14 protein-coding genes are annotated in these 23,077 nt (G+C 33.7%); all 14 read left to right on the top strand.

The window, feature by feature from the left end; translation table 11 throughout:
- The first annotated feature begins 233 nt into the window (after window positions 1–233).
- The 14 genes from IGJ37_RS09035 (at window position 234) to IGJ37_RS08970 (ending at window position 23,040) form a co-directional block, all read left to right on the top strand.
- Entirely contained in the window at window positions 234–1,922 is a 1,689-nt protein-coding gene (locus tag IGJ37_RS09035) for a hypothetical protein (protein WP_252671380.1), read from the top strand.
- Window positions 1,915–2,625 carry an ABC-three component system middle component 1 gene (locus IGJ37_RS09030; protein ID WP_252671378.1) on the top strand — a complete coding sequence of 237 codons (711 nt, stop codon included), beginning with the start codon at window positions 1,915–1,917 and terminating at the stop codon, window positions 2,623–2,625. The genes IGJ37_RS09035 and IGJ37_RS09030 overlap by 8 nt, the downstream gene beginning before the upstream one ends.
- Complete coding sequence (locus IGJ37_RS09025; protein WP_325814886.1) at window positions 2,609–4,879, top strand: AAA family ATPase; 2,271 nt, start codon at window positions 2,609–2,611, stop codon at window positions 4,877–4,879. The genes IGJ37_RS09030 and IGJ37_RS09025 overlap by 17 nt, the downstream gene beginning before the upstream one ends.
- A gap of 298 nt (window positions 4,880–5,177) precedes the next feature.
- The gene (locus IGJ37_RS09020; protein WP_252671375.1) at window positions 5,178–6,584 is read left to right on the top strand and encodes a Wadjet anti-phage system protein JetA family protein; all 1,407 of its coding nucleotides are present in this window, start codon (window positions 5,178–5,180) and stop codon (window positions 6,582–6,584) included.
- A complete protein-coding gene (locus tag IGJ37_RS09015) occupies window positions 6,577–7,173 on the top strand; it encodes a DUF4194 domain-containing protein (RefSeq protein WP_252671373.1) in 597 nt (198 codons plus the stop codon). Before IGJ37_RS09020 ends, IGJ37_RS09015 begins: the two co-directional genes overlap by 8 nt.
- Before the next feature lie 3 nt (window positions 7,174–7,176).
- Complete coding sequence (locus IGJ37_RS09010) at window positions 7,177–10,503, top strand: ATP-binding protein (protein ID WP_252671371.1); 3,327 nt, start codon at window positions 7,177–7,179, stop codon at window positions 10,501–10,503.
- Complete coding sequence (locus IGJ37_RS09005) at window positions 10,493–11,719, top strand: Wadjet anti-phage system protein JetD domain-containing protein (protein WP_252671364.1); 1,227 nt, start codon at window positions 10,493–10,495, stop codon at window positions 11,717–11,719. Before IGJ37_RS09010 ends, IGJ37_RS09005 begins: the two co-directional genes overlap by 11 nt.
- Before the next feature lie 631 nt (window positions 11,720–12,350).
- A complete protein-coding gene (rseP, locus tag IGJ37_RS09000) occupies window positions 12,351–13,619 on the top strand; it encodes an RIP metalloprotease RseP (protein ID WP_002362168.1) in 1,269 nt (422 codons plus the stop codon).
- Between the two features lie 71 nt (window positions 13,620–13,690).
- Window positions 13,691–15,409: a proline--tRNA ligase gene (locus tag IGJ37_RS08995; protein ID WP_002356780.1), complete on the top strand. Its 1,719-nt coding sequence runs from the start codon at window positions 13,691–13,693 to the stop codon at window positions 15,407–15,409.
- Between the two features lie 516 nt (window positions 15,410–15,925).
- Window positions 15,926–16,471, top strand: a complete 546-nt coding sequence (locus IGJ37_RS08990) for a hypothetical protein (RefSeq protein WP_252671362.1) — start codon at window positions 15,926–15,928, stop codon at window positions 16,469–16,471.
- A gap of 13 nt (window positions 16,472–16,484) precedes the next feature.
- On the top strand, window positions 16,485–17,798 hold the full coding sequence (locus tag IGJ37_RS08985; RefSeq protein ID WP_252671360.1) for a hypothetical protein: 1,314 nt from the start codon (window positions 16,485–16,487) through the stop codon (window positions 17,796–17,798).
- 13 nt (window positions 17,799–17,811) lie between these two features.
- Window positions 17,812–18,102, top strand: coding sequence for a hypothetical protein (locus IGJ37_RS08980; RefSeq protein ID WP_002400826.1), 291 nt, complete (start codon window positions 17,812–17,814; stop codon window positions 18,100–18,102).
- 3 nt (window positions 18,103–18,105) lie between these two features.
- Window positions 18,106–18,441, top strand: coding sequence for a hypothetical protein (locus IGJ37_RS08975; RefSeq protein ID WP_252671358.1), 336 nt, complete (start codon window positions 18,106–18,108; stop codon window positions 18,439–18,441).
- 243 nt (window positions 18,442–18,684) lie between these two features.
- Complete coding sequence (locus tag IGJ37_RS08970; protein WP_002381593.1) at window positions 18,685–23,040, top strand: PolC-type DNA polymerase III; 4,356 nt, start codon at window positions 18,685–18,687, stop codon at window positions 23,038–23,040.
- Window positions 23,041–23,077: the final 37 nt, after the last annotated feature.

Genomic DNA, 23,077 nt, shown 5'->3' with positions numbered 1-23,077 from the left:
TCGAAACTAAGAGTGTTTTCTCTTTAGTAAATTTTATTGAGTTTTTTTATCTAAAATTAAATTCGCTACTACAGACTGGTCGTAGTGGTAAGTCTTGTTTTGATCATGGATAGATATTCTATAGTGATTTCTATTTTATTATTATTTATTATAATTTGTTCTATTTTTATCTACTTATTGATATAATTGATTGTGTATGTAACTAGCGAGTAATTGATTGGAGGAAATCTGTAATGGGAACGATAATTGATATAGTTCATGAGATTAACAAAAGCAGAGAGAAATCAATTTATAAAGAAGATATTATTTTATCCAAAATACCTGATTCTTTTGGAATAATCCTTATATTTGCTGACTCTATGAGTAAATTATCATTTGAAGCATCTAAATCAACTGATAAAGGAGTGGATTTATTTTTATTACAACAGTATGTTGAAAACCAATCTAACGATATATTGTACTTTAAACCTGTAAAAAAATTAAAAACAGAAATAAAAAAATTTAAAAATAAGCCAAGAAAAACACTATCCAAACCTGAAATTATATTCAGTCAAATTTCTAATAGGTCAAAATTAAAATTTGGCTACATTGAGATAACAGAAGAACAATATAACAATGATAGAATAATGGAACAATTTTCCAAAGTTTGTCCTGAAAAGCCTGTTATGAACTCACAATTTAAATCTAATGATGCCACACCTTCATGGAATGGATTTAATTTTCAAGGTTTTGTAACTGTTTTAAGAACATTGGAATATATGAACAGTCTACCAGAAAAAGAGTATGAAAATTATTCTGTTGAGATTGAAAAATATGAAGATTTCATTATCTATAAAAATGATATAGCGCAAGAACTATTTCAGGTTAAAGCATATGTTACTGAAAAAAGTATTTCAGCTTACAATGAAGCCTGTGAAAAATTAATTAATCATAAGGGGCAAGTAGGTTCAAGTGCGGCTACTTGTTTTCTGGCAACTGCAGCGGAAATTACAGATTGGAATGAATCAGAATTCGTAGATAAGATTTCACTTTATGGATATAAGGAAGGCATGTTTATTAGTACAGCTGACATTATTAATTGTATAAAAAGAGAGATAGTCGTTTTTTTTGAAGATATTGAGGGGAATCAAGATTTGCTAGAGGTCGATATGGCTTTTGCGTGCATTAGTCGTATAATTATCGATAAAATTGATTATTTACATCGTCATAGGAATGCTAGGGATGAAGAGTATCAGATTAATTTTTCAGATATAGACAATATCTTAAGGAACGTGCTTATTGAGACACATGATTATAAACTATTTTTTGCAAAATTGGCGATTGATGAGAAGGTGCTAACTAATCTGGATTCTGAGCTATCAGATTATTGTGAAGATTGCGAGAAGGATAGTTGTGAATTCTGTCCTCTAAATGATTTAAGAGAGTCTTTTGAATCAATAAACCGTGAAACTTATGCAAAAATATTAGATCCTACAATTACTATTGATGACACTAACGTATATGTTGCTGAAGTATTTAGTGGTTATCGCATCAAAGACATGTTAGAGGTCTTTGAAATTATGAATTTAGATATATTTTTTTGTGACAATCAGCACATATATGTTGTGAACGAGAGTGGACTGGATGATTATTTAGAAAAAATAGTACCTTCGTCTATTAAGATAACAAAAGGTAGTGGACTTTCTAAAGTTCTAAAAGGAATACAAAAAGATACTGAGATACAGAGAATTTATGACAGAAGTGCCGTTACTGCAGAAATGCCAGATAAAATAATCGAGTATAAAAATCAAAAGATTCATGTGATTCCAGAGAGTATTTTAGGAAAAAAGGTAGAAAATGAAAATATGAGTATATCCCCAGAGTTTAATTTTAATTTGATTAATAAAGAACTATTCATGAAAAGGAGTTTAGAGAATGAATAATGGAGAATTTTTGTTATCAGTAGTTGAAAAATTTGATTTGGAAAATGGTAATTGGTCGGAATTGCACTCTAGTAATGAGAAAAATATGGTTCTAAAGATGTATAAACCCAATAATTCTAGAAAAAAGTATCTGTTTTTCTGGAGTAATCAACAACCAATGGAGCAACTAGACATAGTTGATGAACTTATCACTGAGTCTATAGACTATGCAATTATTCCACAAGACACCTATTTGATACTATTTTCAGAAGTTGGGAGTTTAGATGAAGCACACTATAAACAAATTATTGAAGTTGAAGAAAATGAATTTCGATATAAAAAATATGTTTGCTATTACACTTCCAATGAATTGGAGGAATTGAAACGACAGAATGAAGACATATTCAATTTTAAAGATAATTTTTTCAAAGTATATACTAATTTTAGAAGAGAAGATTCGTTTGTTCTCTTGTACAGAATGATAATAAAGATACCGATTATTAAAATGACGTTTGAAAAAAAAGAATTGGAAGAATTTCAAGCGCTATATGAAATGGAAAGAAAAGCAACCAGTGCATTTACGACTGAACAAATCGTTACGATGGAGAACAAAATTATTCCCAATATTCCCAATGAAGAGGAGTTTGAAGTAGCAGCTGTGAAACTAATAGAGAGTTTCATTGATGATATTTATGGAGGCGAGTTAGATGAATATTTATCTTAAAAAGTTAGAAGTTAAAAACTTTAAAAGTTTCAAATCTAATGAACCGAAAATATTTAATTTTGAAGGGAATAGTGCGACTATATTTGATGGACCAAATGGCTATGGAAAATCAACAGTTTTTGATTCTCTAGAGTTATTGATTACAGGAGATATTGATCATTTTAAATCTAGACTTAAAAATGGGCACACTACGTATTTATCAATTATTGCTAATTCCAATTCTTTACCCACGGAGATTGTGGGACACTTTAAAAATGGAGATACTACCTTTAGTGTTAAACGTACTTTTAAGTGGGAGAATAAGAATGAGAGTGAGCTAATATATTCTAATAAAGAAGGAACTTCAAGGAATATTACTAATGAACAGGTATATAGTTTGTTGAACATTAATCAGAATTTTTTCAAAATAGGAATGTATATCTCTCAAAGTGATTCTCTTCTATTTTTACAGGAAAAATATGGAAAGCGTAAAGAAATGCTGACTAGTATACTAGATATGAAAGAGATAGAAGATAGAGTAGAATTTATCAAATTACTAAAATCTAGATATTCTGAAAAAATTAGAAGTATAGATAAGATTCTAAATGAAAAAAAGCAAGACTTATTATCTAATCAAAAAAAATTAGAGGAAATAGTGAAAAAGACTCAAATTGGTGATCAATTAATTTCATATAGTAAATTGTTTCCCGAAAAGAACTATCCATTTGATGCCGAAGAAATAGATGTGACTATTCCATTTGAAAGCTATGAAAATCAATTGGGACCCATAAAAAAATTAATTGATAACTATGATTTATTTCTTAAATCTAGACAAGTTGAAGAAGTTAATAAGCTTCTAAAAATTCCAGATAATCGATTGAAAAAATATTTTTATAGATCAAAGGTAGAATCTTATAGTAATACTTGGTGGGAACAATTATCAACCTTGAAAAGATATGTTGATGAGCAGCAATTTCCTTTAGGAATTTGTGGATTTGAATTAATAAAAGGAAAAGAATCTATAGTAAAGCTAATTACTGAGTACCATTCAGATTTTGAAGGGAAAAATAAATTAGAGAAAACTATACAGGGAAATAGAACTGAAATTGTAAAGCTTAATCAGAAAAGAAAAGCGTTGTATGAAGAACATAAGCATCAAGAGAGTACAGACCTAGAGCATTGTCCTTTTTGCGGAAGTTATGTTGATGACTTAGAAAAAGCTTATGCTGATTTAACAAATCATTTAGAGTCATCTATGGATGAAATCCAAACAAAGATAAATAAATATGTAATTTCTCTAACAGAGTTAACAACAGCTATTTCAAAAAGCTTAAAAGAAGTTATACAGCCATTTATAGAAGATTTATCTTTATTTCATGAATTACGAAATCTATCAAGCCTAACTAGTGTGGAAATAAATAATATTGAAAAATTTATTCCAGATTTTTCAAGTGTATTTATTGAGTCAGAAAACTTAGGGAAGGATTTTCAAGTACTTATAGAACATTTCCGTACAAGATTAATAAACTTGAAAGGGGATGAAGAAGTATATTCTAGAGAAGACCTAATTGAGCTGAACCAAGTTTTTGAGAATAATTTCAAAAATGAAAAACCAGGAATTACTAGTAAAGACCTTGATTTTAAATATTTGTACATTCAATCTAAGTATCAAGATGTGTATGTAAGAGAACTTCAACAAATAAGAAAAGAATTTGTGAAAGTTGAACAAATTTTAGTCAAGCATAATAATGCCAAGCAAGTAGAGGAACTAATAACAGGAATAAGAGCATATAATCTAAAAGCTTACCAAAGGTACCAAGAACAATTTATTCAAAAAATTCAATTACCACTATTTTTAATTAGTGGACGTATTCTTCAAACATATCAATTAGGCCTAGGAATTTATGCAGAAGTAAATGCAACACAGGTTGTTTTTAAGGTTGCATATAAAGAAACTGAAATGAATACAGATATTTTTAATATTCTGAGCGTAGGGCAACTTAACGGAGTTATATTATCAATACTATTCGCCATACGGAAAATTTATTCAAAAGAAAACCAATTGGATATTATCATGATTGATGATCCCTTGCAATCTATTGATGAGATTAGTGCTCATTCATTTGCGGATCTTTTAGTAGAAGAATTTCCAGAGACACAACTTATTTTATCCACACATGAGGAAGAGAAAAGTAGATTAATTCAGTATAAATATCAACAAGTTAATAAGAAAGCAAATAATTATAACATGCAGATAGAATATCTTAACTCATAATGATTCTATGTATATTGTGAACATAATTCTATATTTTTTGCACGTTTTAGATACTTTTTTCGAGTATTGCTACAATAAAAGAGTTAAGACACATTTTGTGATAAACCTGTATTCTTTGGTATTTAAATAATAGTCAATATTTCCGTGATTTTAACTTGTGTTAGGTTTAGTTGAGATAGAGGGTTACTTTACGAAGAAAAATTATTTTTTGTATTTCTATTTCAATACACTCTACTAGTTTATCAAATTAATGATGAGAAAACTTCAAATAAAATAAAATGAAATGATGTGTGAGCAGATGACGAATGTATTTAACAAAATTCCAAATGATTTTTTTAAAATTTTAACTTCTAAACACAAGGAAATATTTTTGGAGTCTCTCTTCCATATCGATGATTTACTACAAGGGAATATCTATTTTTCTCGTGATAAGGTTGTTGATAGTCTTCAGAACCATCTATCTTCGTTGGGGGTTACATTGAATGGGTTAGAGTATGCTGATGAGTATGAAGAAGAAATAAAGACAATAAGAATGCTGGTCCAAAGCGTTTTAAGACAATTGGAGAAAAAAGGTTGGTTGAGAGTTAATTTAGAGGAAGGTTTTACTCAGCAAGTTTCTTTCCCAACTTATGTAAATAGTTTCATTCAAATATTGAGAGAAATTGATTCAAATCAATCGGCCTCTTATTCAAGCTATGTGTTTTCTACTTATTCTGCTTTGAAAACTGGTTTAGAGGATCCTAGTAATCTACTTGAAGCTCTCGAATCAGCTTGGACTTCTACAAAAGGATTACAGCGGGCTATTCAAAATGCTTATTTCGATTTATCAGAAATGTATATCCAAATTGTTGATGATTTATCTACAAGTGAAATGCTATCTCAACATTTTGGTATTTACAAACAAGAAATTATTGATCAAGTCTTATTTCCTCTAAAAACAAGAGATTCCCTGCCTCGATTTAAACATACAATTCTGAATTTAATCACTAAATATAATACTGACGAGGTAATCGAACTATTAATTACACAGAATTTAAAAAATCAAAATCAATCGATTTCTGGATTTGAATTGGAAGCTGAAAAACAGGTTCTCACGAATTTAAATGGAATTGCTGATTTTTATCGGGATGTCAGTTTTTTGATTGATAAGATTGATAATAAGAAAAATGAATATACTGAAAAATCAATTGGAAAAATTCAATATCGTTTGCGTTCTGATTTTCAGTTAAAAGATAAAATTGATCAGTTTATTCATCAAATTAAAGCAGATAAAGAAACTCAAACCTATGATTTAGCAAATATTGTGGAATTTCAACTCATTGATCAGGAGTCCTTATTTGAACCTAGAAAAAAGAAGGAAGATATTAGTAATAAGACTCGAAAGAAGATCGAAGTGTTTAAGAAAAAAGAAGATGGTTTTGAGCAAGAGCAGTATCAATTATTTAAAAAGCTAGCTAATTCTAGGTATTCTTCGAAAAAGGTCGATCAGTTTATTTTAGAATTGCTAAAGGAGAAAGAAACCATTTCAACCTTAGAGTATAAAATTAGTTCTTATGAAGAATTTATCTTGACTATTATGGGAGCGATTCGTGGATATGAAGAAAATGGAAGCGGTTATATAGTTGCTATCAAAAAGGAGTATGTTCGTAATGGCTACTATAAATTACCAAAATTGATTTTTAAAAAGGAGAATAGAAATGTATGAGTTGAATTTTGTTAAAGCATACGATAATTTGTCGTCGGAGTCTGTATTAAAATTTCAAAAAGCTGTCACTAGATTGCTGAACTGCACGTATATTAATCGCATCAAAAATGATGGATTAAATTGGGACGAAGATTATTTGTTTATAGAAGAAAAATTTAAGCTTTTTCAGGACTATTTTAAGTTTGGTGGGTACGAAGTAATTATTAATCGTGATATTAGTGTAATTTCCGTTCAAAGTCAGTTTTCATCTGCTAGAAAGAAATTAGATAAGGAAACCACGCTTTATATTTTAGCTTTGAGATTACTTTTTGACGAAAAAGTAAAAGAGTTTAATGGTTCTTCGACAATTGTTATTAGAGTAGCTGAATTTATTGATAAGTTATTAGAATATGGTATCAAGGATAAGAAACCTAATTTGCAAGCTCTAAGTAGATGCTTACGTTATTTATCAAGAGTTGGTATTTTAGGGAAAAAGGCAGGGAAATGGGAAGATACTGACACCATGTTTATCATTTATCCTGCAATTAAACTGTTGCTGCCGAATGAAAGATTAGATGAAAAAATTAAGCTGCTTGAGGGAGGTCAATAATTAATGATCAAATTAAAAAGATTACTCCTAATTCATTGGCAAGCATATGATTTTCAACTTGTTGAATTTGAAGATATTACCTTGATTACTGGACAAACTGGAGTAGGAAAATCGACTATTATGGATGCATTGAATATAGTTTTGTTGGGAGAAAAGCAAAAGCATATCTTCAATAAAGCAGCTAATGAAAATTCTAGTCGGACATTAGAAAGCTATTTGTATGGAAAACTCGGAGATGATGGTGGAGATGGTTTTCTCTATTTACGTGAGGAAAATTTCACCAGTTATTTAGTAGCAGAATTTGAAAATGAAGAGACTTGTGAGTATTTTTGCTGTGGTTTTGTAGCAGATTGTAACTCAGATCACAGTCCTCCTAACTTGCAATGGTTAACAACTAAATCTAAATTACCAGCTGATTATTTTATTAATCAAGAAGAGAAAATACCTTATTCAATCAATGAACTAATTTATGAGAATAATTTTAAATCTGAAAATGAAAAGGTCACACTAATTGTAACTGATAAGGATTATAGGAAAAAAATTGCTGGGTTATTTGGCCAAATTCGAGATGACTATCGAAGATTATTGAAACAGTCTGTTAGTTTTACCCCTGTAAAAGATATAGAAATGTTTTTGACCGATTTTGTAAGTGAAACGGAAAGTCCTATTAATGTAGAAGAGATGCAAAAAAGTATTCGTCGTTATAATGATCTTGAACAGGAAAGTGATAGGATTAAAAGCAAGGTTGCTAAACTGGAAGATATTAAGAGTGAATTACAGGGGCTGGAAAAACGAAAGTTAACTGAGTTGCGCCAAGAATATTTCATTGAAAAGGCTAAGCTGGATGCATTTCAAGAGCAAGAACAAAATTATCATATCGAGGTTGAAAACTACCAACGACAGATTGAAAAAAATACTCGGGATATAACTGATTCTTCAAAAAGAATAGATGTACTGGGTGTAAAAAAAGAGGAGCTGCGAGATAAACGGGATTCTCTAGTTGTTTTAAAAGATAAAGTTTATTTAAACAATCAGGTAAAGAGCGTAAATGAACAGTTTCAGACGATTCAAAATCAAACAAAGCAAGGACAAGAAGCAATTGCTTTAATGAAATACTTTATTAAAGCAGTCAAAGGGTTACCAATTGAGCTTCCGTCTATCACAAATTTAGTTCAAGTATTTGAAAAATATAATCAAGAACAGAAATTAATTAGTAAATTTGTTGAAATGAATGATTTACTGGATCAGATAGTAAAAGAACTTGTTAGTTACAAGCACTTCGTTAATGAGCAAGAAAAAGGTCTTAAATCTAAGCTTTCAGTTCTTTTAAATGAGAAGGAAAAATTGAAAAAAGGGATTAAAATGGTTCCAGAGCAAATACGCGTGTTTAAGGAAGCGTTACAAAAATATTTAAGTAACCATGATAAAAATGCTCACGTTGAGTATTTGTCTGATGTGATTGACTTTAAACAAGGTGAAGAGAATTGGCAAAAAGCAGTTGAAGCTTATCTTGGTGGACAAAGATATTATCTCGTGATTGACCCTAAATTTTATAATAAAGCATTACAATACTATCAGTCCGTTCAAAAGCAAAAAGAGGTTTATGGTATTGGGATAATTAATTTAGGGAAATTACAGAAAAAGCATTTTAATGCAGAAAAAAATTCACTAGCGCGGAAATTAACAACAGGTAATCAGTTAGTCCAAGCATACATTAATTTTCTTTTGGGACGTGTTATTGCTTGTGAAGATGTTTTTAGTTTAGCAAAATACTCTACTTCAATTACTATAGATGGTTTTTTATATAAAGGTTTTGTTACTCGTAAGCTGCAATTTAAAAATTTGACGATGTCAATTGGAAGTACTGCTGTTGAAAAACAATTACTTGATGTTCAAGAAAAATTCAATGGATGTCAAGAAGAATTACGAACGCTAGAAAAGAAACTCACTATTCTAAAAGAAATAGAGAATTATCAAAAGAAAGATTTCTATTCATGTAAAATAGTTACTGAATTTGCTGATAGTAAGAAACTTAATCAAAAATTAGCAGAGTTAAAGACGTTAGAAAGTAAATTGAATAATTTAGATGACTCTGAGCTCGTAGAGTTAGATGAAAAAATCAAGCGTTTGGATAAAGAAGTAAGCGAATTAACTGTTCAAATTACTAAAATAACAACAGAGTCAAATAGTAGTCAAGCAACAATGAATCAAATAAATCAGAGCCTACTTCCTCAATGTTTAGAAAAAATCATGGCACAAGAAAAAATTTTTCAAACTAAATTTGAATCATGCCAACAATTACCAAACTTTGAAGAAGCGTATAGAGTGGCAGTTAATAAATTAGATATTCTTGTCTATCAAAATTTTATTACAAATTACGAAAATAATCGGAAACAAACACAAGTGAGTATTAGTGAATCAGAAGAAAAAATAAGAGAACAGATGAATGATTACAATCAAACATTTACTGAAAATTTGTCAATTAATCTTAAACAGTCTAATCTGTATTTGGAAGAACACGAAAAATTTACGAATAGTGAATTACCAAAGTTTGAATTAGATATTAAGGATGCCAAAGAAAAAGCTATCTATGAATTCAGGTATGAATTTTTAGGTAAGTTAAAAAGTAATATTGAGAATTTACAGCGGCAAGTAAATGAAATTAATGATGCTTTAAAGAATCGTAAATTTGGAGAGGACACCTATCGATTTAAAATTACAGCGGCTAGTAATAACAAAGAATATTATGAAATGATTATGGATGAAATGTTAATGGACAATGGAGAGTGGAATTTATTGAGTGCTGCTTTTGAAAGTAAATATGCTCAACAAATAGAAGTGTTATTTTCTATTTTATCTGGAAATGACTTGGATAATGGGCAAAGTAAAGAGAGTAGAATTCAAGCTTTTTCTGATTATAAAACTTATTTGACCTTCGATATGATAGTTACAAAAGGAGACAGTACACAACGATTATCTAAAACGTATGCGCAAAAATCTGGTGGAGAAACGCAGATTCCGTTATATATTTCATTGTTAGCAGCATTCTCACAAGTTTATCGAGTGAATAACACTCGGAGGAATAATACAATTAGGCTGATTATAATGGATGAAGCTTTTAATAAAATTGACGGAGAAAAAATCAAGCAATGTATTCAAATGATTAGAGGCTTTGGTCTTCAAGCGATTTTTTCAACACCGCCAGAAAAAATTTCTGAGATTATGGAAGAAGCAGATAAAGCACTTGTTGTATTCAGAAATCAAAATCAGGCAACATTACGAGAGTTTTCATCATTGGATGAATTGATTGGTGAGCCTTATGAAGTATGATGTGTATCTTCTAAATCAACTTTTGGATAAATATGAAACTTCTATAGGGTTTGTAAATGGAGTTAGTCTAAGACGTGTACTTTATAAACCGGAAAAAGATCTCAAATTAAGCAAAAAATTAGAAGATCCCATTGAAAAAAGAGTCTTTTTTAAAGTGATAAATAAACTAAAAGAAGAAAAGGTAATCGATTTTAAATGGGAGAAATTTGAAGAAAATAACTTGATTAGTGAAATATGGCTAATTATAGAAGAAGCTTCTTTGGTGAATGCTTATGCACTTTGTCAACGTGTCTCAAAAGATAAAATAGCTACTCAAAGTATTAAAATACTTCGAGAGAAACAGCTAACTATTAAGACACCATGGATGCTTGAGCTTTTTTCAATTATTTTGGGAGAAGCTGATAGCATTGGGAAAAGTTGGAAGTTTATTTTATCACCAAAACAGACAAGTGAAGTTTGTAAGGTTTTAGAATTGTTGGATGATTATCAAGGGAGCAATATAGATAAGCGTATTTTGAGTGTGAATTTATTTTCGGATAGTAAATATTTTGAGCAGAATGTTCAAAAAAAACTATTACAGCTACTAACACGTTACTTATTGGATTGGAGTAGTGCTTTGACCGATCGAGAAAAGCTTCAACAAATAGGGATTGGTTTCGCTCCAGAACTCCTATATTTTACAGGCCCAGTTGAATTAGTTTTGAAAAATGGTGAGAAAGTCAATTGTGAATTCATGTCAAAAGGTAGCTATTTAGGTGCTGACATGTTGGCAGAGATAAAAACAATCAATTGTTTTTATAACAAGATTATTACCATTGAAAATTTAGCTAATTATTATTGGTATATACAAAATGAAAGAGAACCTGAAACTCTTATTATTTATACTGGGGGCTTTTTAACTAGACATCAAACTTTATTTTTTAAAATGCTTAAAATAGAAGGTCTTTCTGAACTGTATCATTGGGGTGACATTGATTTAGGTGGATTTCGAATATTACTTCAGATTCAAATGATTTGGCCTGAAATTCAACCCTTAAAAATGAATGTAGCAACTTTTGAAAAATATTCAGATGTTCGTAAAAAGGTTAGTAATGAATATATTCAAAAAGTTAAAGCTGCACTTGAAAAGAAAGAGTTTGCTCTTTTTAGAGAGTCTTTGATAAAAATTGTGGAAACTAAGCAGATTCTTGAGCAAGAAGCGGAGCTATACTTTTAAAGTTGCATAGGTCTATTAAAACTAACACCCAAACTAGCATCAATCCCGAAAAATCATCAGAATTTCATGGTACCGCCCAAAATAACGGATGTTGAGCTAACAGCATTTAGAAGCTGTTGAAACTTGTAGAAACCACTAACCCTTTGCTGAAAGGTTCAGTCCCCTAAAAACTCAAACCAACAACATACTTCAAGAAACCAGCGTCTAACGCTGGTTTCTTGAAGTAACAACTACCGTTCTGCTTTGCAGAAAACAAATAAGAAATTTCCTTATCTATTCAAAGTTATTTCTATTAGAACCAATCAACTATAGCTTATATTTTTTTCTATAACGAGCTAAACAAACCACATTCTTATTGAATTTTTAAAGCAACGTTCTCAAATTAACGGATTTTCTAAAAATACACAAAATATCTAGGCGAAGTGGTCAAGTCCAATGGTTATTTATGAGTGAATATGCTAAAATAAAACTTGTCTTACATAAGGAAAGATTTGTTCACTAACAGTGGCGACTGTTCTCAGTAAACAGTTGCACTGGTTTATCGGGAAGGGAACAGAGCAAGTTTTACGAGACTTTCCCATGTAATAATAAAAAGCACTGAACGTCAGTGAATGAAGGAAGAAGGACATCTATGAAAACAATTATCACATTCATTATTGTCTTCGGTATTCTTGTCCTCGTACATGAATTTGGCCACTTTTATTTTGCAAAACGAGCGGGTATTTTAGTTCGTGAGTTTGCAATCGGAATGGGACCAAAGATTTTTGCGCATCGTGGAAAAGATGGCACCACTTATACGATTCGCTTATTGCCAATTGGTGGCTATGTGCGAATGGCTGGGATGGGCGAAGACATGACAGAAATCACACCAGGTATGCCTCTATCTGTTGAGTTAAATGCCGTGGGTAATGTGGTTAAAATTAATACAAGTAAAAAAGTACAATTACCTCATAGTATTCCGATGGAAGTCGTTGATTTTGATCTTGAAAAAGAATTATTCATCAAGGGCTATGTCAATGGAAACGAGGAAGAAGAAACCGTTTATAAAGTTGACCATGATGCAACGATTATTGAAAGTGATGGAACCGAGGTGCGGATTGCGCCACTTGACGTTCAATTTCAATCAGCGAAATTATCGCAACGCATTTTGACGAACTTTGCGGGACCCATGAATAACTTTATCTTAGGGTTTATTCTGTTTACGTTAGCGGTCTTTCTACAAGGAGGCGTTACTGATTTAAACACGAATCAAATTGGACAAGTGATTCCTAATGGCCCAGCCGCAGAAGCTGGGTTGAAAGAAAATGATAAAGTCTTATCGATTAATAATCAAAAAATCAAAAAATACGAAGATTTTACAACCATTGTGCAGAAGAACCCCGAAAAGCCGTTAACGTTCGTAGTTGAGCGTAACGGCAAAGAAGAGCAACTAACAGTGACACCAGAAAAACAAAAAGTGGAAAAACAAACGATTGGTAAAGTCGGCGTTTATCCTTATATGAAAACCGATTTACCGTCAAAATTGATGGGCGGTATTCAGGATACTTTAAATAGTACGACACAGATTTTTAAAGCACTCGGCTCACTATTCACAGGCTTTAGTTTAAACAAACTAGGTGGGCCAGTCATGATGTTTAAGTTATCGGAAGAAGCATCCAATGCTGGAGTAAGTACAGTTGTATTCTTAATGGCCATGTTGTCAATGAACTTAGGGATTATTAATTTGTTGCCGATCCCAGCTTTAGATGGCGGGAAAATTGTCTTAAACATTATTGAAGGTGTACGTGGAAAACCAATTAGTCCTGAAAAAGAAGGCATCATTACGTTAATTGGCTTTGGGTTTGTCATGGTGTTAATGGTGTTAGTTACTTGGAACGATATTCAACGCTTTTTCTTTTAAGGAGAAAGCTTAAGTAAAAAAGTGTGTAAAGAAATCAAAAATAGTTGATTTTAAAATAGAGGAGAGTTTTAATGAAACAGTCAAAAATGTTAATTCCAACGTTAAGAGAAGTACCAAATGATGCAGAAGTCTTAAGTCATCAAATTCTGTTGCGCGCAGGCTATATTCGTCAAGTCGCTGCAGGGATCTATTCTTATTTACCTTTAGCCAATCGTGTTTTAGAAAAATTAAAAACGATTATGCGAGAAGAATTTGAGAAAATTGATGCAGTTGAAATGTTAATGCCTGCGTTATTACCAGCAGAACTTTGGAAAGAATCAGGCCGTTATGAAACTTATGGACCTAACTTGTATCGCTTAAAAGATCGCAATGACCGTGACTATATCTTAGGCCCAACGCATGAAGAAACCTTCACAGAATTAATTCGTGATGAAATTAATTCTTACAAACGATTACCTTTGAATTTATACCAAATTCAAACAAAATATCGTGATGAAAAACGCCCACGTTCTGGCTTATTAAGAGGCCGTGAATTTATCATGAAAGATGGCTATTCTTTCCATGCCGATGAAGCTAGTTTAGATCAATCATACCGTGATTACGAAAAAGCTTACTCACGCATTTTTGAACGCTGTGGACTAGAATTCCGTGCCATTATTGGGGACGGTGGTGCCATGGGTGGTAAAGATTCTAAAGAATTTATGGCGATTTCTGAAATTGGGGAAGATACTATTTGTTATTCAACAGAAAGTGATTATGCTGCCAATTTAGAAATGGCAACAAGTCTTTATACGCCGAAAAAATCACATGAAACACAATTAGATTTAGAAAAAATTGCAACACCAGAAGTGGGTACAATTGCCGAAGTGGCAAACTTCTTTGAAGTTGAGCCACAACGTATTATTAAATCAGTACTATTTATTGCCGATGAAGAGCCAGTAATGGTCTTGGTTCGTGGCGATCATGATGTCAATGACGTCAAATTGAAAAACTTCTTAGGCGCTGATTTCTTAGATGAAGCAACAGAAGAAGATGCTCGCCGTGTCTTAGGAGCGGGCTTTGGTTCAATTGGTCCAGTCAATGTTTCCGAAGATGTTAAAATTTATGCAGATTTAGCTGTTCAAGATTTAGCCAACGCCATTGTTGGGGCTAACGAAGATGGCTATCATTTGACAAATGTAAATCCAGATCGTGATTTCCAACCAATTAGTTACGAAGATTTACGCTTTGTTCAAGAAGGCGATCCTTCTCCTGATGGCAATGGTGTCTTAGCCTTTACTAAAGGAATCGAAATTGGTCATATCTTTAAATTAGGAACGCGTTATAGTGATGCTATGGGCGCAACAGTTTTAGATGAAAACGGTCGTGAAAAATCAGTGATCATGGGTTGCTATGGCATCGGCGTTAGTCGTTTACTTTCAGCAATCGTTGAACAAAATGCAGACGAGCGCGGTATTAATTGGCCAACAGGAATTGCGCCATTTGATTTACACGTGGTCCAAATGAATGTGAAAGATGAGTACCAAACAAAACTATCACAAGAAGTTGAAGCAATGATGACCGAAGCGGGCTACGAAGTATTAGTTGATGACCGCAATGAGCGCGCAGGCGTAAAATTTGCTGATGCTGATTTAATTGGTTGTCCAATCCGTATCACAGTCGGTAAAAAAGCAGTCGATGGTGTGGTAGAAGTCAAAATCAAACGTACTGGTGAAATGTTGGAAGTACGCAAAGAAGAATTAGAAAGTACACTTTCTATTTTGATGAACACAACATCAGAAGCGGAATAAATAAACAAACTTAATAACAGTATAAAGCTTAAAACGAAATCAAAGTTTCTCTGATTTTGTTTTAAGCTTTTTTAATGTAATAAAAAACTTAAATGTCTCAAGCTATAAACAATATTCGATTTTAAAGATTAATCTATATAAAATTATTTCATTTATTGTTTTTAATAATAGAGGAAATAAACAAGTGATTTAAGCTGATTAAATGATATTTTTTTGTTTTTAAACAAATTTTTCATATATAGATAAGATTTAAAATTATATTTACATAAATTATATGTTAATGATATTATAAAATGGTGGATAATTCATTAGATTGAATAGAGGAGGTTATAACCAATAAAAAATAGGTTAGAAAATTAAAGAAAATACTCTTTCAGAATAGAAACGATTGAATGAAGTTAGGTTAGTAAAGGGAACCCAGTAGCATTGGCGCTGTACTAGTGAAAGGGATTTATGGGACGAATACAATAGAAGTTTTAAAAAATTAGTGTACATAAAAAGAAAGGAGGGAAGCCAGTGAAAAAAAGAAAATGGTGGCTAAGTACCTTAGCTGCTGCAGTACTAATCATAATAGGAATTGGAGGGAAACAATACATGGATAAAAAAGCAATAGAAAAAGATTACCAACAAGGGATCGATTTGATTCAAAAATATGTATCGAACTATTTAGTAGAAAACTATGAAGGCATTGAGAAGATTGAGTGGCAAGGCGTTGGCGTGGAATGGCGGAATGCAAAAGGATATGGGCCTTCGTTGTTGGGGAATTATGTGGATAGTGACGTGAGAATTTATGTATCTGAGGATAATTATTTTACGATGTCGTTTACGTTAAATTACAATACTGAGTACGATGATAAACTTGAAAAATATATTCAATTAGATTATCTAAGACCTCAAAAAATAGATTCTATTTTAGTGTTGGAGGTAGAAAATGCAACAAAAGGCTTGAATATAGGAGACAAATTAGAGATATCAGAGTCTAAAAAAATTAAAAAATCTTCTGAAGGAAGTTCAAATGCAAAAGTAATCTCTAATTTAGAGATTCATGAATTAGTTTATTAGGAGGCATGTTTTAGTGAGTGATGAAATGACTACTGAAGTTTTAGCAAAATCAATAGATTCAGCAAAAAAAATCGTTCAAAATAGAGAAAATGGAAATAAAATATCTATTCAAGGGCTAGAGGAAGATTATTACCTTATAAACAAAGCCGCCAGCACCAAATCCAGCCAACTAAATGCCATGGCCATCGCCCCTTTAGATGACCAAGGCAAACCTGACTATAACAACGTCGCTGTCGTGTGCGCTGGTACCAATTCCTTTGGTGATGAAGGTAAAAAAGGCTTTGAGACAGCTGGGACAGCTTTTGTAGGTGGACTTTCTGAAGAATATCAGGAAGCTGAAAAATTTTTAAAACAAACGCAGCAAAAAATCGCCTCGCAAAACGGCACAATTACCGATGTTGCAGGCTTTAGTCAATCAGGTGGCTACATGATGAAAATGGCAGGGAAATACGGGCAAGAAATGGGCTTTCGTACCACCAGTTTTGATGATTGGGGCCGCAATCAATTTGAACGTTTAACGACGAGTGAAAAACAGTGGCTACAAGAAAATCCAGAATTTTTGATTCGCTACCAAAATGATTCGTGGGCAGCACTGTCAGGACGTGATAGTAAATATGGCACGATTTCTTCGATTTCAGGGGTTGGTGAACATAATACTTTAGCCAACTATTTTGATGGAGACGACTTGGATTTGGATCGTTTAGCCAAAGATGGCATTTTCGCACCGAATATGACTTTGGAGCAAGTCAAGTTAGCAGCGAAAGTCTGGGCAAAGAAAAATGGCGACTGGGATCCCACCACAAATAATGAAGCCGAAGCGAAAAAACGAGTGCAGGAGTACTTAGAACTCTATGGCGAATTTGCGCAAACGAATGCGAATTTGGAAAAATTAAAATCTGGTACTGATAAAGCTATTCGTTCTTTACATACAAAAATTGCCAGTGCTTCTGGCGGTCAAAAAATCAAGTTACGAGCAGACTTGGCATTACAGGTAGCTAATCAGGCTAGGACAATCGGTGAAGAAGCGGAGAAATTGCTGAAACAAAGCCAGCAAGACACAGAACAAGCGTTAGCAGAAATTTCCAAGGAAATTTTAACAAGTGCCAATGAAATTAGACAATATTTGTCTTATTCTGAGGTCCAAGCAATGATTGCACCCTATGAAAAAAGTCGTTTGTGGGACGAGGCACAGGCCAGTCACAATCGGAAACAAGTGAAACAATATAATCAAAAACTGATGACATTTAGTGAAAAGTTAACAACTGCGGCTAAAAATATTCAAGAATACGATCGCCAAGCAGGTAATCAGTTATTTGCACAGAAATGAAAGGATGTCGCACATGGATGAACTGGAAAGAGAACTTCAATTGGAATTAGAACGCGTACAAAAGATACAAGAACGCCAAGCCATTCAAGCTGTGATTACAGCAAAACAAACCAGAATCGCAACCATCAAACAAACCTCCACACATACAATCAAGAAACTTTCAGAATTGATGAGCAAACAATCAAAAACTACGTTGCCTTCTTCCTTAAAAGGTGCGTTCCAAGGGCAAGTGGCGGACGCAGCGAGCCATTATTTGAAAACGATTCCTGACGCAAATTTAAAAACACCAGCAAAAGGAGGTTAGGAGATGACACCGGAAGAAAAACGCCGCAGTTACCAGATGATTGAAGACAACTATTATCAAGAAAAGCGCAAAATCAATCAACAACAGCAACATGTTTCCGCTGAAATCCAGCGATTTAGACAACAAACGAACCAACTAGTAGACAAGGTGGCTTATTTTACTAGAAATGATTCTTGGGACAAACGAATGTTTCATCATCAAATAGCCGCCAGTTTAGATGAAATGAAACGAACAGAAAATTGGTTTGTTTCAATCCTAGAAGAAACAGAACAAGCCATGCGGAAAAATTATCGAAAAGAGATTGAGAAATTGGAAGAAATGGCAAGAATGGATTTGTAAGGGATTGGTAAATACGGATTGACAGGATGTCTTTTTGTTCAATATGTTCAAACAAATAATGGAATTCTTCAGGAGTACATTACTCTTGTTCTCTAATTTTTAGCAAGCCAGTGACGGAACAAGATTGTTTTTTTACAAAAAACGAGTATACTTAATAGAGAAGCGAATGCAGAGAAACCGAAAAAAGGCACTTGACAGATTTGTCTGAGGGCCTTTTTTCAATGATAGAAGGAGGTTCATTTTGTGACAGAAAAAGCACGCGATTTATTTGATAAACTGATGACGCAAATTCAGTTAGATGACACAGCGAAAGAACATCCCTTAATTCAAAATGGCCGGATTGACAAGGTCATTGTTCACCAACAAAGTCGCTTATGGGAATTTCATTTAAGTTTTGATGAATTGATGCCAGTGATGCTATATCAAACATTTATGCAACAATTGGAACTAGCTTTTCAACAAATTGCGCAGGTTTCCGTTCAAATAACCACAAATCAGACAACATTTACAGAGGAACAATTAACGGATTATTGGCAGTTGGCCTTGTTAAATAGTCAATGCAATACACCGTTAGTTCAGAAAGTCTTAAAAACACAGACACCACAATTTGAAGATCGGAAAATTATCTTACCTGTTGATAATGAAGCAGTTATTCCTTATTTGAAGCAACAATATTTACCAATTATTGAGGAACTTTATTTCTCTTATGGGTTTCCTAAATTTCATATTGAACCAAAAATGGATCAACAGCAAGCTGCAGAAGTGTTGAAAAAGTTTGAAGAGCAAAAATTAGAACAAGCCGCAGCCTTTCAACAACAAGCTGCTGAATCGCTTGTTAAACATGAACAAATGAAAAAAGAAAAACAACAACAAGCGCCTGCGTTTGATGGTCCAATTCGTTTAGGTCGGAATATTCCCAATGATGAACCCATTATGCCCATGGGAAATATACTGGAAGAAGAACGTCGTATAACGATTGAAGGCTTTATTTTTGATAAAGAAGTGCGTGAATTGCGTTCTAAACGAAAAATTTTAATTTTGAAAATAACTGATTATACTTCCTCTTTCGTGGTGAAGAAATTTTCGAATGGGGAAAAGGATGAACAAGTTTTTGATGCGATTCAACCGCAAAGTTGGATTCGTGTTCGTGGTAGTGTACAAGAAGATACCTTCATGCGTGATTTAGTCATGAATGCTCAAGATTTGATGGAAGTCGCCCATGCGCCAAGAAAAGACTACGCGCCAGAAGGTGAAAAACGTGTAGAATTACACATGCATAGTAACATGAGTACAATGGATGCGACCAATAAAGTCGGTGACTTGGTGGCGCAAGCGGGGAAATGGGGGCACAAGGCCATCGCAATTACGGATCATGGCGGCGCCCAAGCGTTTCCTGATGCCCATGCTGCAGGTAAAAAAGCAGGCGTTAAAATTTTATACGGCGTGGAAGCCAATATTGTTGATGATGGTGTACCTATTGCTTACAACGAAGAACATATTGAATTAACAGATGCTACCTATGTGGTCTTTGACGTGGAAACAACGGGGCTTTCCGCTGTTTATGATACAATTATTGAATTGGCCGCAGTCAAAATGCACAAAGGAAATGTCATTGAGACTTTTGAGCAGTTTATTGATCCTGGCCATCCATTATCTCAAACGACAATTAATTTAACTGGGATTACAGATGAAATGGTGCGCGGTTCAAAATCCGAAGAAGAAGTTTTACGCATGTTTAAAGAGTTTTCAGAAGGAACTATTTTAGTGGCCCACAACGCTTCTTTTGATATGGGGTTCTTAAATACAAGTTATGGCAAACATGGAATACCTGAAGCGGCTAATCCCGTCATCGATACATTAGAATTATCCAGATTCTTGTATCCACATTTCAAAAGCCATCGTCTAAATACCTTATCGAAAAAATTTGGCGTCAACTTAGAACAACATCACCGCGCCATCTATGACTCGGAATCAACAGGTCATTTGTGCTGGATTTTCTTAAAAGAAGCGAAAGAGAATCATGATATGCATTTCCATGATGATTTGAATCGTCATATTGGCGAAGGAGATTCATACAAACGAGCTCGACCTTTCCATGCAACGATTTTAGCAACAACTCAAGCAGGATTAAAAAATCTTTTTAAATTGATTTCGATGTCCAATGTAGATTATTTTTTCCGAGTACCACGGATTCCTCGTTCGCAATTATCGAAGTTAAGAGAAGGGCTTTTAATCGGTTCCGCATGTTCAAACGGCGAAATTTTTGAAGCAATGATGCAAAAAGGTGTCGAAGAAGCAAAAAATCGTGCCAAATTCTACGATTATATTGAAGTTATGCCCAAACCAGTTTACGCGCCATTAATTGAACAAGAATTGGTGAAAAATGAAGCAGATTTGGAAGAAATTATTAGTAATCTAGTGAAAATCGGTGACGAACTTGGCAAGCTGGTTGTCGCCACTGGAAATGTTCATTATTTAAATGAAGAAGATGCCATCTATCGGAAAATTTTAGTCGGGTCTATGGGCGGCGCTAATCCGTTAAATCGCCATAGTTTACCAAAGGTTCATTTCAGAACCACCGATGAAATGTTAACGGAATTTCAATTTTTAGGACAAGACGTCGCTAAGCGAATTGTAGTAGAAAATCCCAACAAAGTCGCTGATTTATGTGAAGAAGTTATTCCAGTAAAAGACGATTTGTATACGCCAAAAATTCCTGGGTCTGAACAAGAGATCACTGATTTAAGCTACAATCGTGCGCGCGAATTGTATGGCGATCCTTTACCAGAAATTGTCGAAAAACGGTTAGAAAAGGAACTGAATTCGATTAACGGGAATGGTTTCTCGGTCATTTATTTAATTTCTCAAAAACTGGTGCATAAAAGTAATGAAGATGGCTATTTAGTTGGTTCACGGGGCTCTGTCGGTTCGAGTTTTGTTGCGACAATGACAGGGATTACTGAAGTAAATCCTTTAGCGCCACATTATTATTGTCCTGAGTGTCAATATTCTGAGTTCTATGAAGATGGTTCCTATGGTTCAGGGTTTGATATGCCTGAAAAAGCCTGTCCAAAATGTGGCGCTCGATTGTTTAAAGATGGTCACGATATTCCTTTTGAAACGTTCTTAGGGTTCCATGGCGACAAAGTTCCCGATATCGATTTGAACTTTTCTGGCGATTATCAAGCCGAAGCCCATAACTACACGAAAGTTCTTTTTGGTGAAGAATATGTCTACCGGGCAGGAACCATTGGTACAGTTGCCGACAAAACAGCGTATGGCTTTGTTAAAGGATATGAAAGAGATCATAATTTACATTTGCGTGGTGCTGAAATTGATCGCTTAGCCAAAGGTTCAACAGGGGTTAAACGGACGACTGGGCAGCATCCTGGCGGTATTATTGTAATTCCTGATTACATGGATGTTTATGACTTTACGCCAATTCAATACCCTGCTGATGATCAAGAGGCAGAATGGAAAACGACGCACTTTGATTTCCATTCCATTCACGATAATATTTTAAAACTTGATATTCTAGGACATGATGATCCAACCGTGATTCGGATGTTACAAGATTTATCTGGGATTGAGCCAAAAACCATCCCAACAGACGATCCAGAAGTGATGCGTATTTTTGAAGGACCTGATGTTCTAGGTGTGGATGCAGAGCAAATTTATTCTAAAACAGGAACGTTAGGAATTCCTGAATTTGGAACACGTTTCGTTCGAGGCATGTTAGAGCAGACCCATCCATCAACTTTTGCAGAATTACTTCAAATTTCTGGACTGTCTCACGGAACCGATGTGTGGCTAGGGAATGCAGAAGAATTGATTCGCCGCGGCGAAGCCAATCTTGCTGAAGTAATTGGTTGTCGGGATGATATCATGGTATATTTAATTCATGCTGGTTTGGACAGTGGGATGGCCTTTAAGATTATGGAAACGGTACGTAAAGGACAATGGAATAAGATTCCTGATGAACTACGGGATACGTATTTAAATGCGATGAAGGAAAACAACGTCCCTGACTGGTATATTGATTCTTGTTCTAAAATTAAATATATGTTCCCGAAAGCCCATGCGGCAGCATACGTATTAATGGCATTGCGGGTCGCTTACTTTAAAGTTTATTTCCCAATCTTATATTACTGTGCATTTTTCTCCGTTCGGGCGGATGACTTCGACTTAGTGGCAATGTCACAAGGGAAAGAAGCTGTGAAAGCACGAATGAAAGAAATTACGGACAAAGGGATGGACGCCTCCACTAAAGAGAAAAACTTATTAACGGTTTTAGAATTATGTAATGAAATGTTGGAACGGGGCTATAAATTTGGCATGATTGATTTGTACAAATCAGATGCTGAAAATTTTGTGATTGAAGGGGATACCTTGATTGCACCTTTCCGAGCAGTGCCAAGTTTAGGCCTCAACGTAGCGAAAGCCATTGTTGCTGCGCGAGAAGAGCAACCGTTCTTATCGAAAGAAGATTTGGCAACACGAGGCAAAGTTTCTAAAACGTTAATTGAATACATGAATGAAAATGGTGTCTTAAAAGACTTGCCAGATGAAAACCAATTATCATTATTTGATATGTTATAAAAGAAAAATCTCTTAGAAAAAGGCTGGTGAAGCAACT

The organism is Enterococcus sp. AZ104 (assembly GCF_050546705.1).
GTDB classification, from domain to species: domain Bacteria; phylum Bacillota; class Bacilli; order Lactobacillales; family Enterococcaceae; genus Enterococcus; species Enterococcus faecalis.
Note: the sequence above shows the minus strand (reverse complement) of the source record. Positions and strands in the feature narration are given on the sequence as shown.

Bases quoted from the DNA above. Each gene is read 5' to 3' on its own strand.
- IGJ37_RS09035 (WP_252671380.1), top strand. From the start codon at position 234: ATGGGAACGATAATTGATATAGTTCATGAGATTAACAAAAGCAGAGAG.
- IGJ37_RS09030 (WP_252671378.1), top strand. From the start codon at position 1,915: ATGAATAATGGAGAATTTTTGTTATCAGTAGTTGAAAAATTTGATTTG.
- IGJ37_RS09025 (WP_325814886.1), top strand. From the start codon at position 2,609: ATGAATATTTATCTTAAAAAGTTAGAAGTTAAAAACTTTAAAAGTTTC.
- IGJ37_RS09020 (WP_252671375.1), top strand. From the start codon at position 5,178: ATGACGAATGTATTTAACAAAATTCCAAATGATTTTTTTAAAATTTTA.
- IGJ37_RS09015 (WP_252671373.1), top strand. From the start codon at position 6,577: ATGTATGAGTTGAATTTTGTTAAAGCATACGATAATTTGTCGTCGGAG.
- IGJ37_RS09010 (WP_252671371.1), top strand. From the start codon at position 7,177: ATGATCAAATTAAAAAGATTACTCCTAATTCATTGGCAAGCATATGAT.
- IGJ37_RS09005 (WP_252671364.1), top strand. From the start codon at position 10,493: ATGAAGTATGATGTGTATCTTCTAAATCAACTTTTGGATAAATATGAA.
- rseP (WP_002362168.1), top strand. From the start codon at position 12,351: ATGAAAACAATTATCACATTCATTATTGTCTTCGGTATTCTTGTCCTC.
- IGJ37_RS08995 (WP_002356780.1), top strand. From the start codon at position 13,691: ATGAAACAGTCAAAAATGTTAATTCCAACGTTAAGAGAAGTACCAAAT.
- IGJ37_RS08980 (WP_002400826.1), top strand. From the start codon at position 17,812: ATGGATGAACTGGAAAGAGAACTTCAATTGGAATTAGAACGCGTACAA.
- IGJ37_RS08975 (WP_252671358.1), top strand. From the start codon at position 18,106: ATGACACCGGAAGAAAAACGCCGCAGTTACCAGATGATTGAAGACAAC.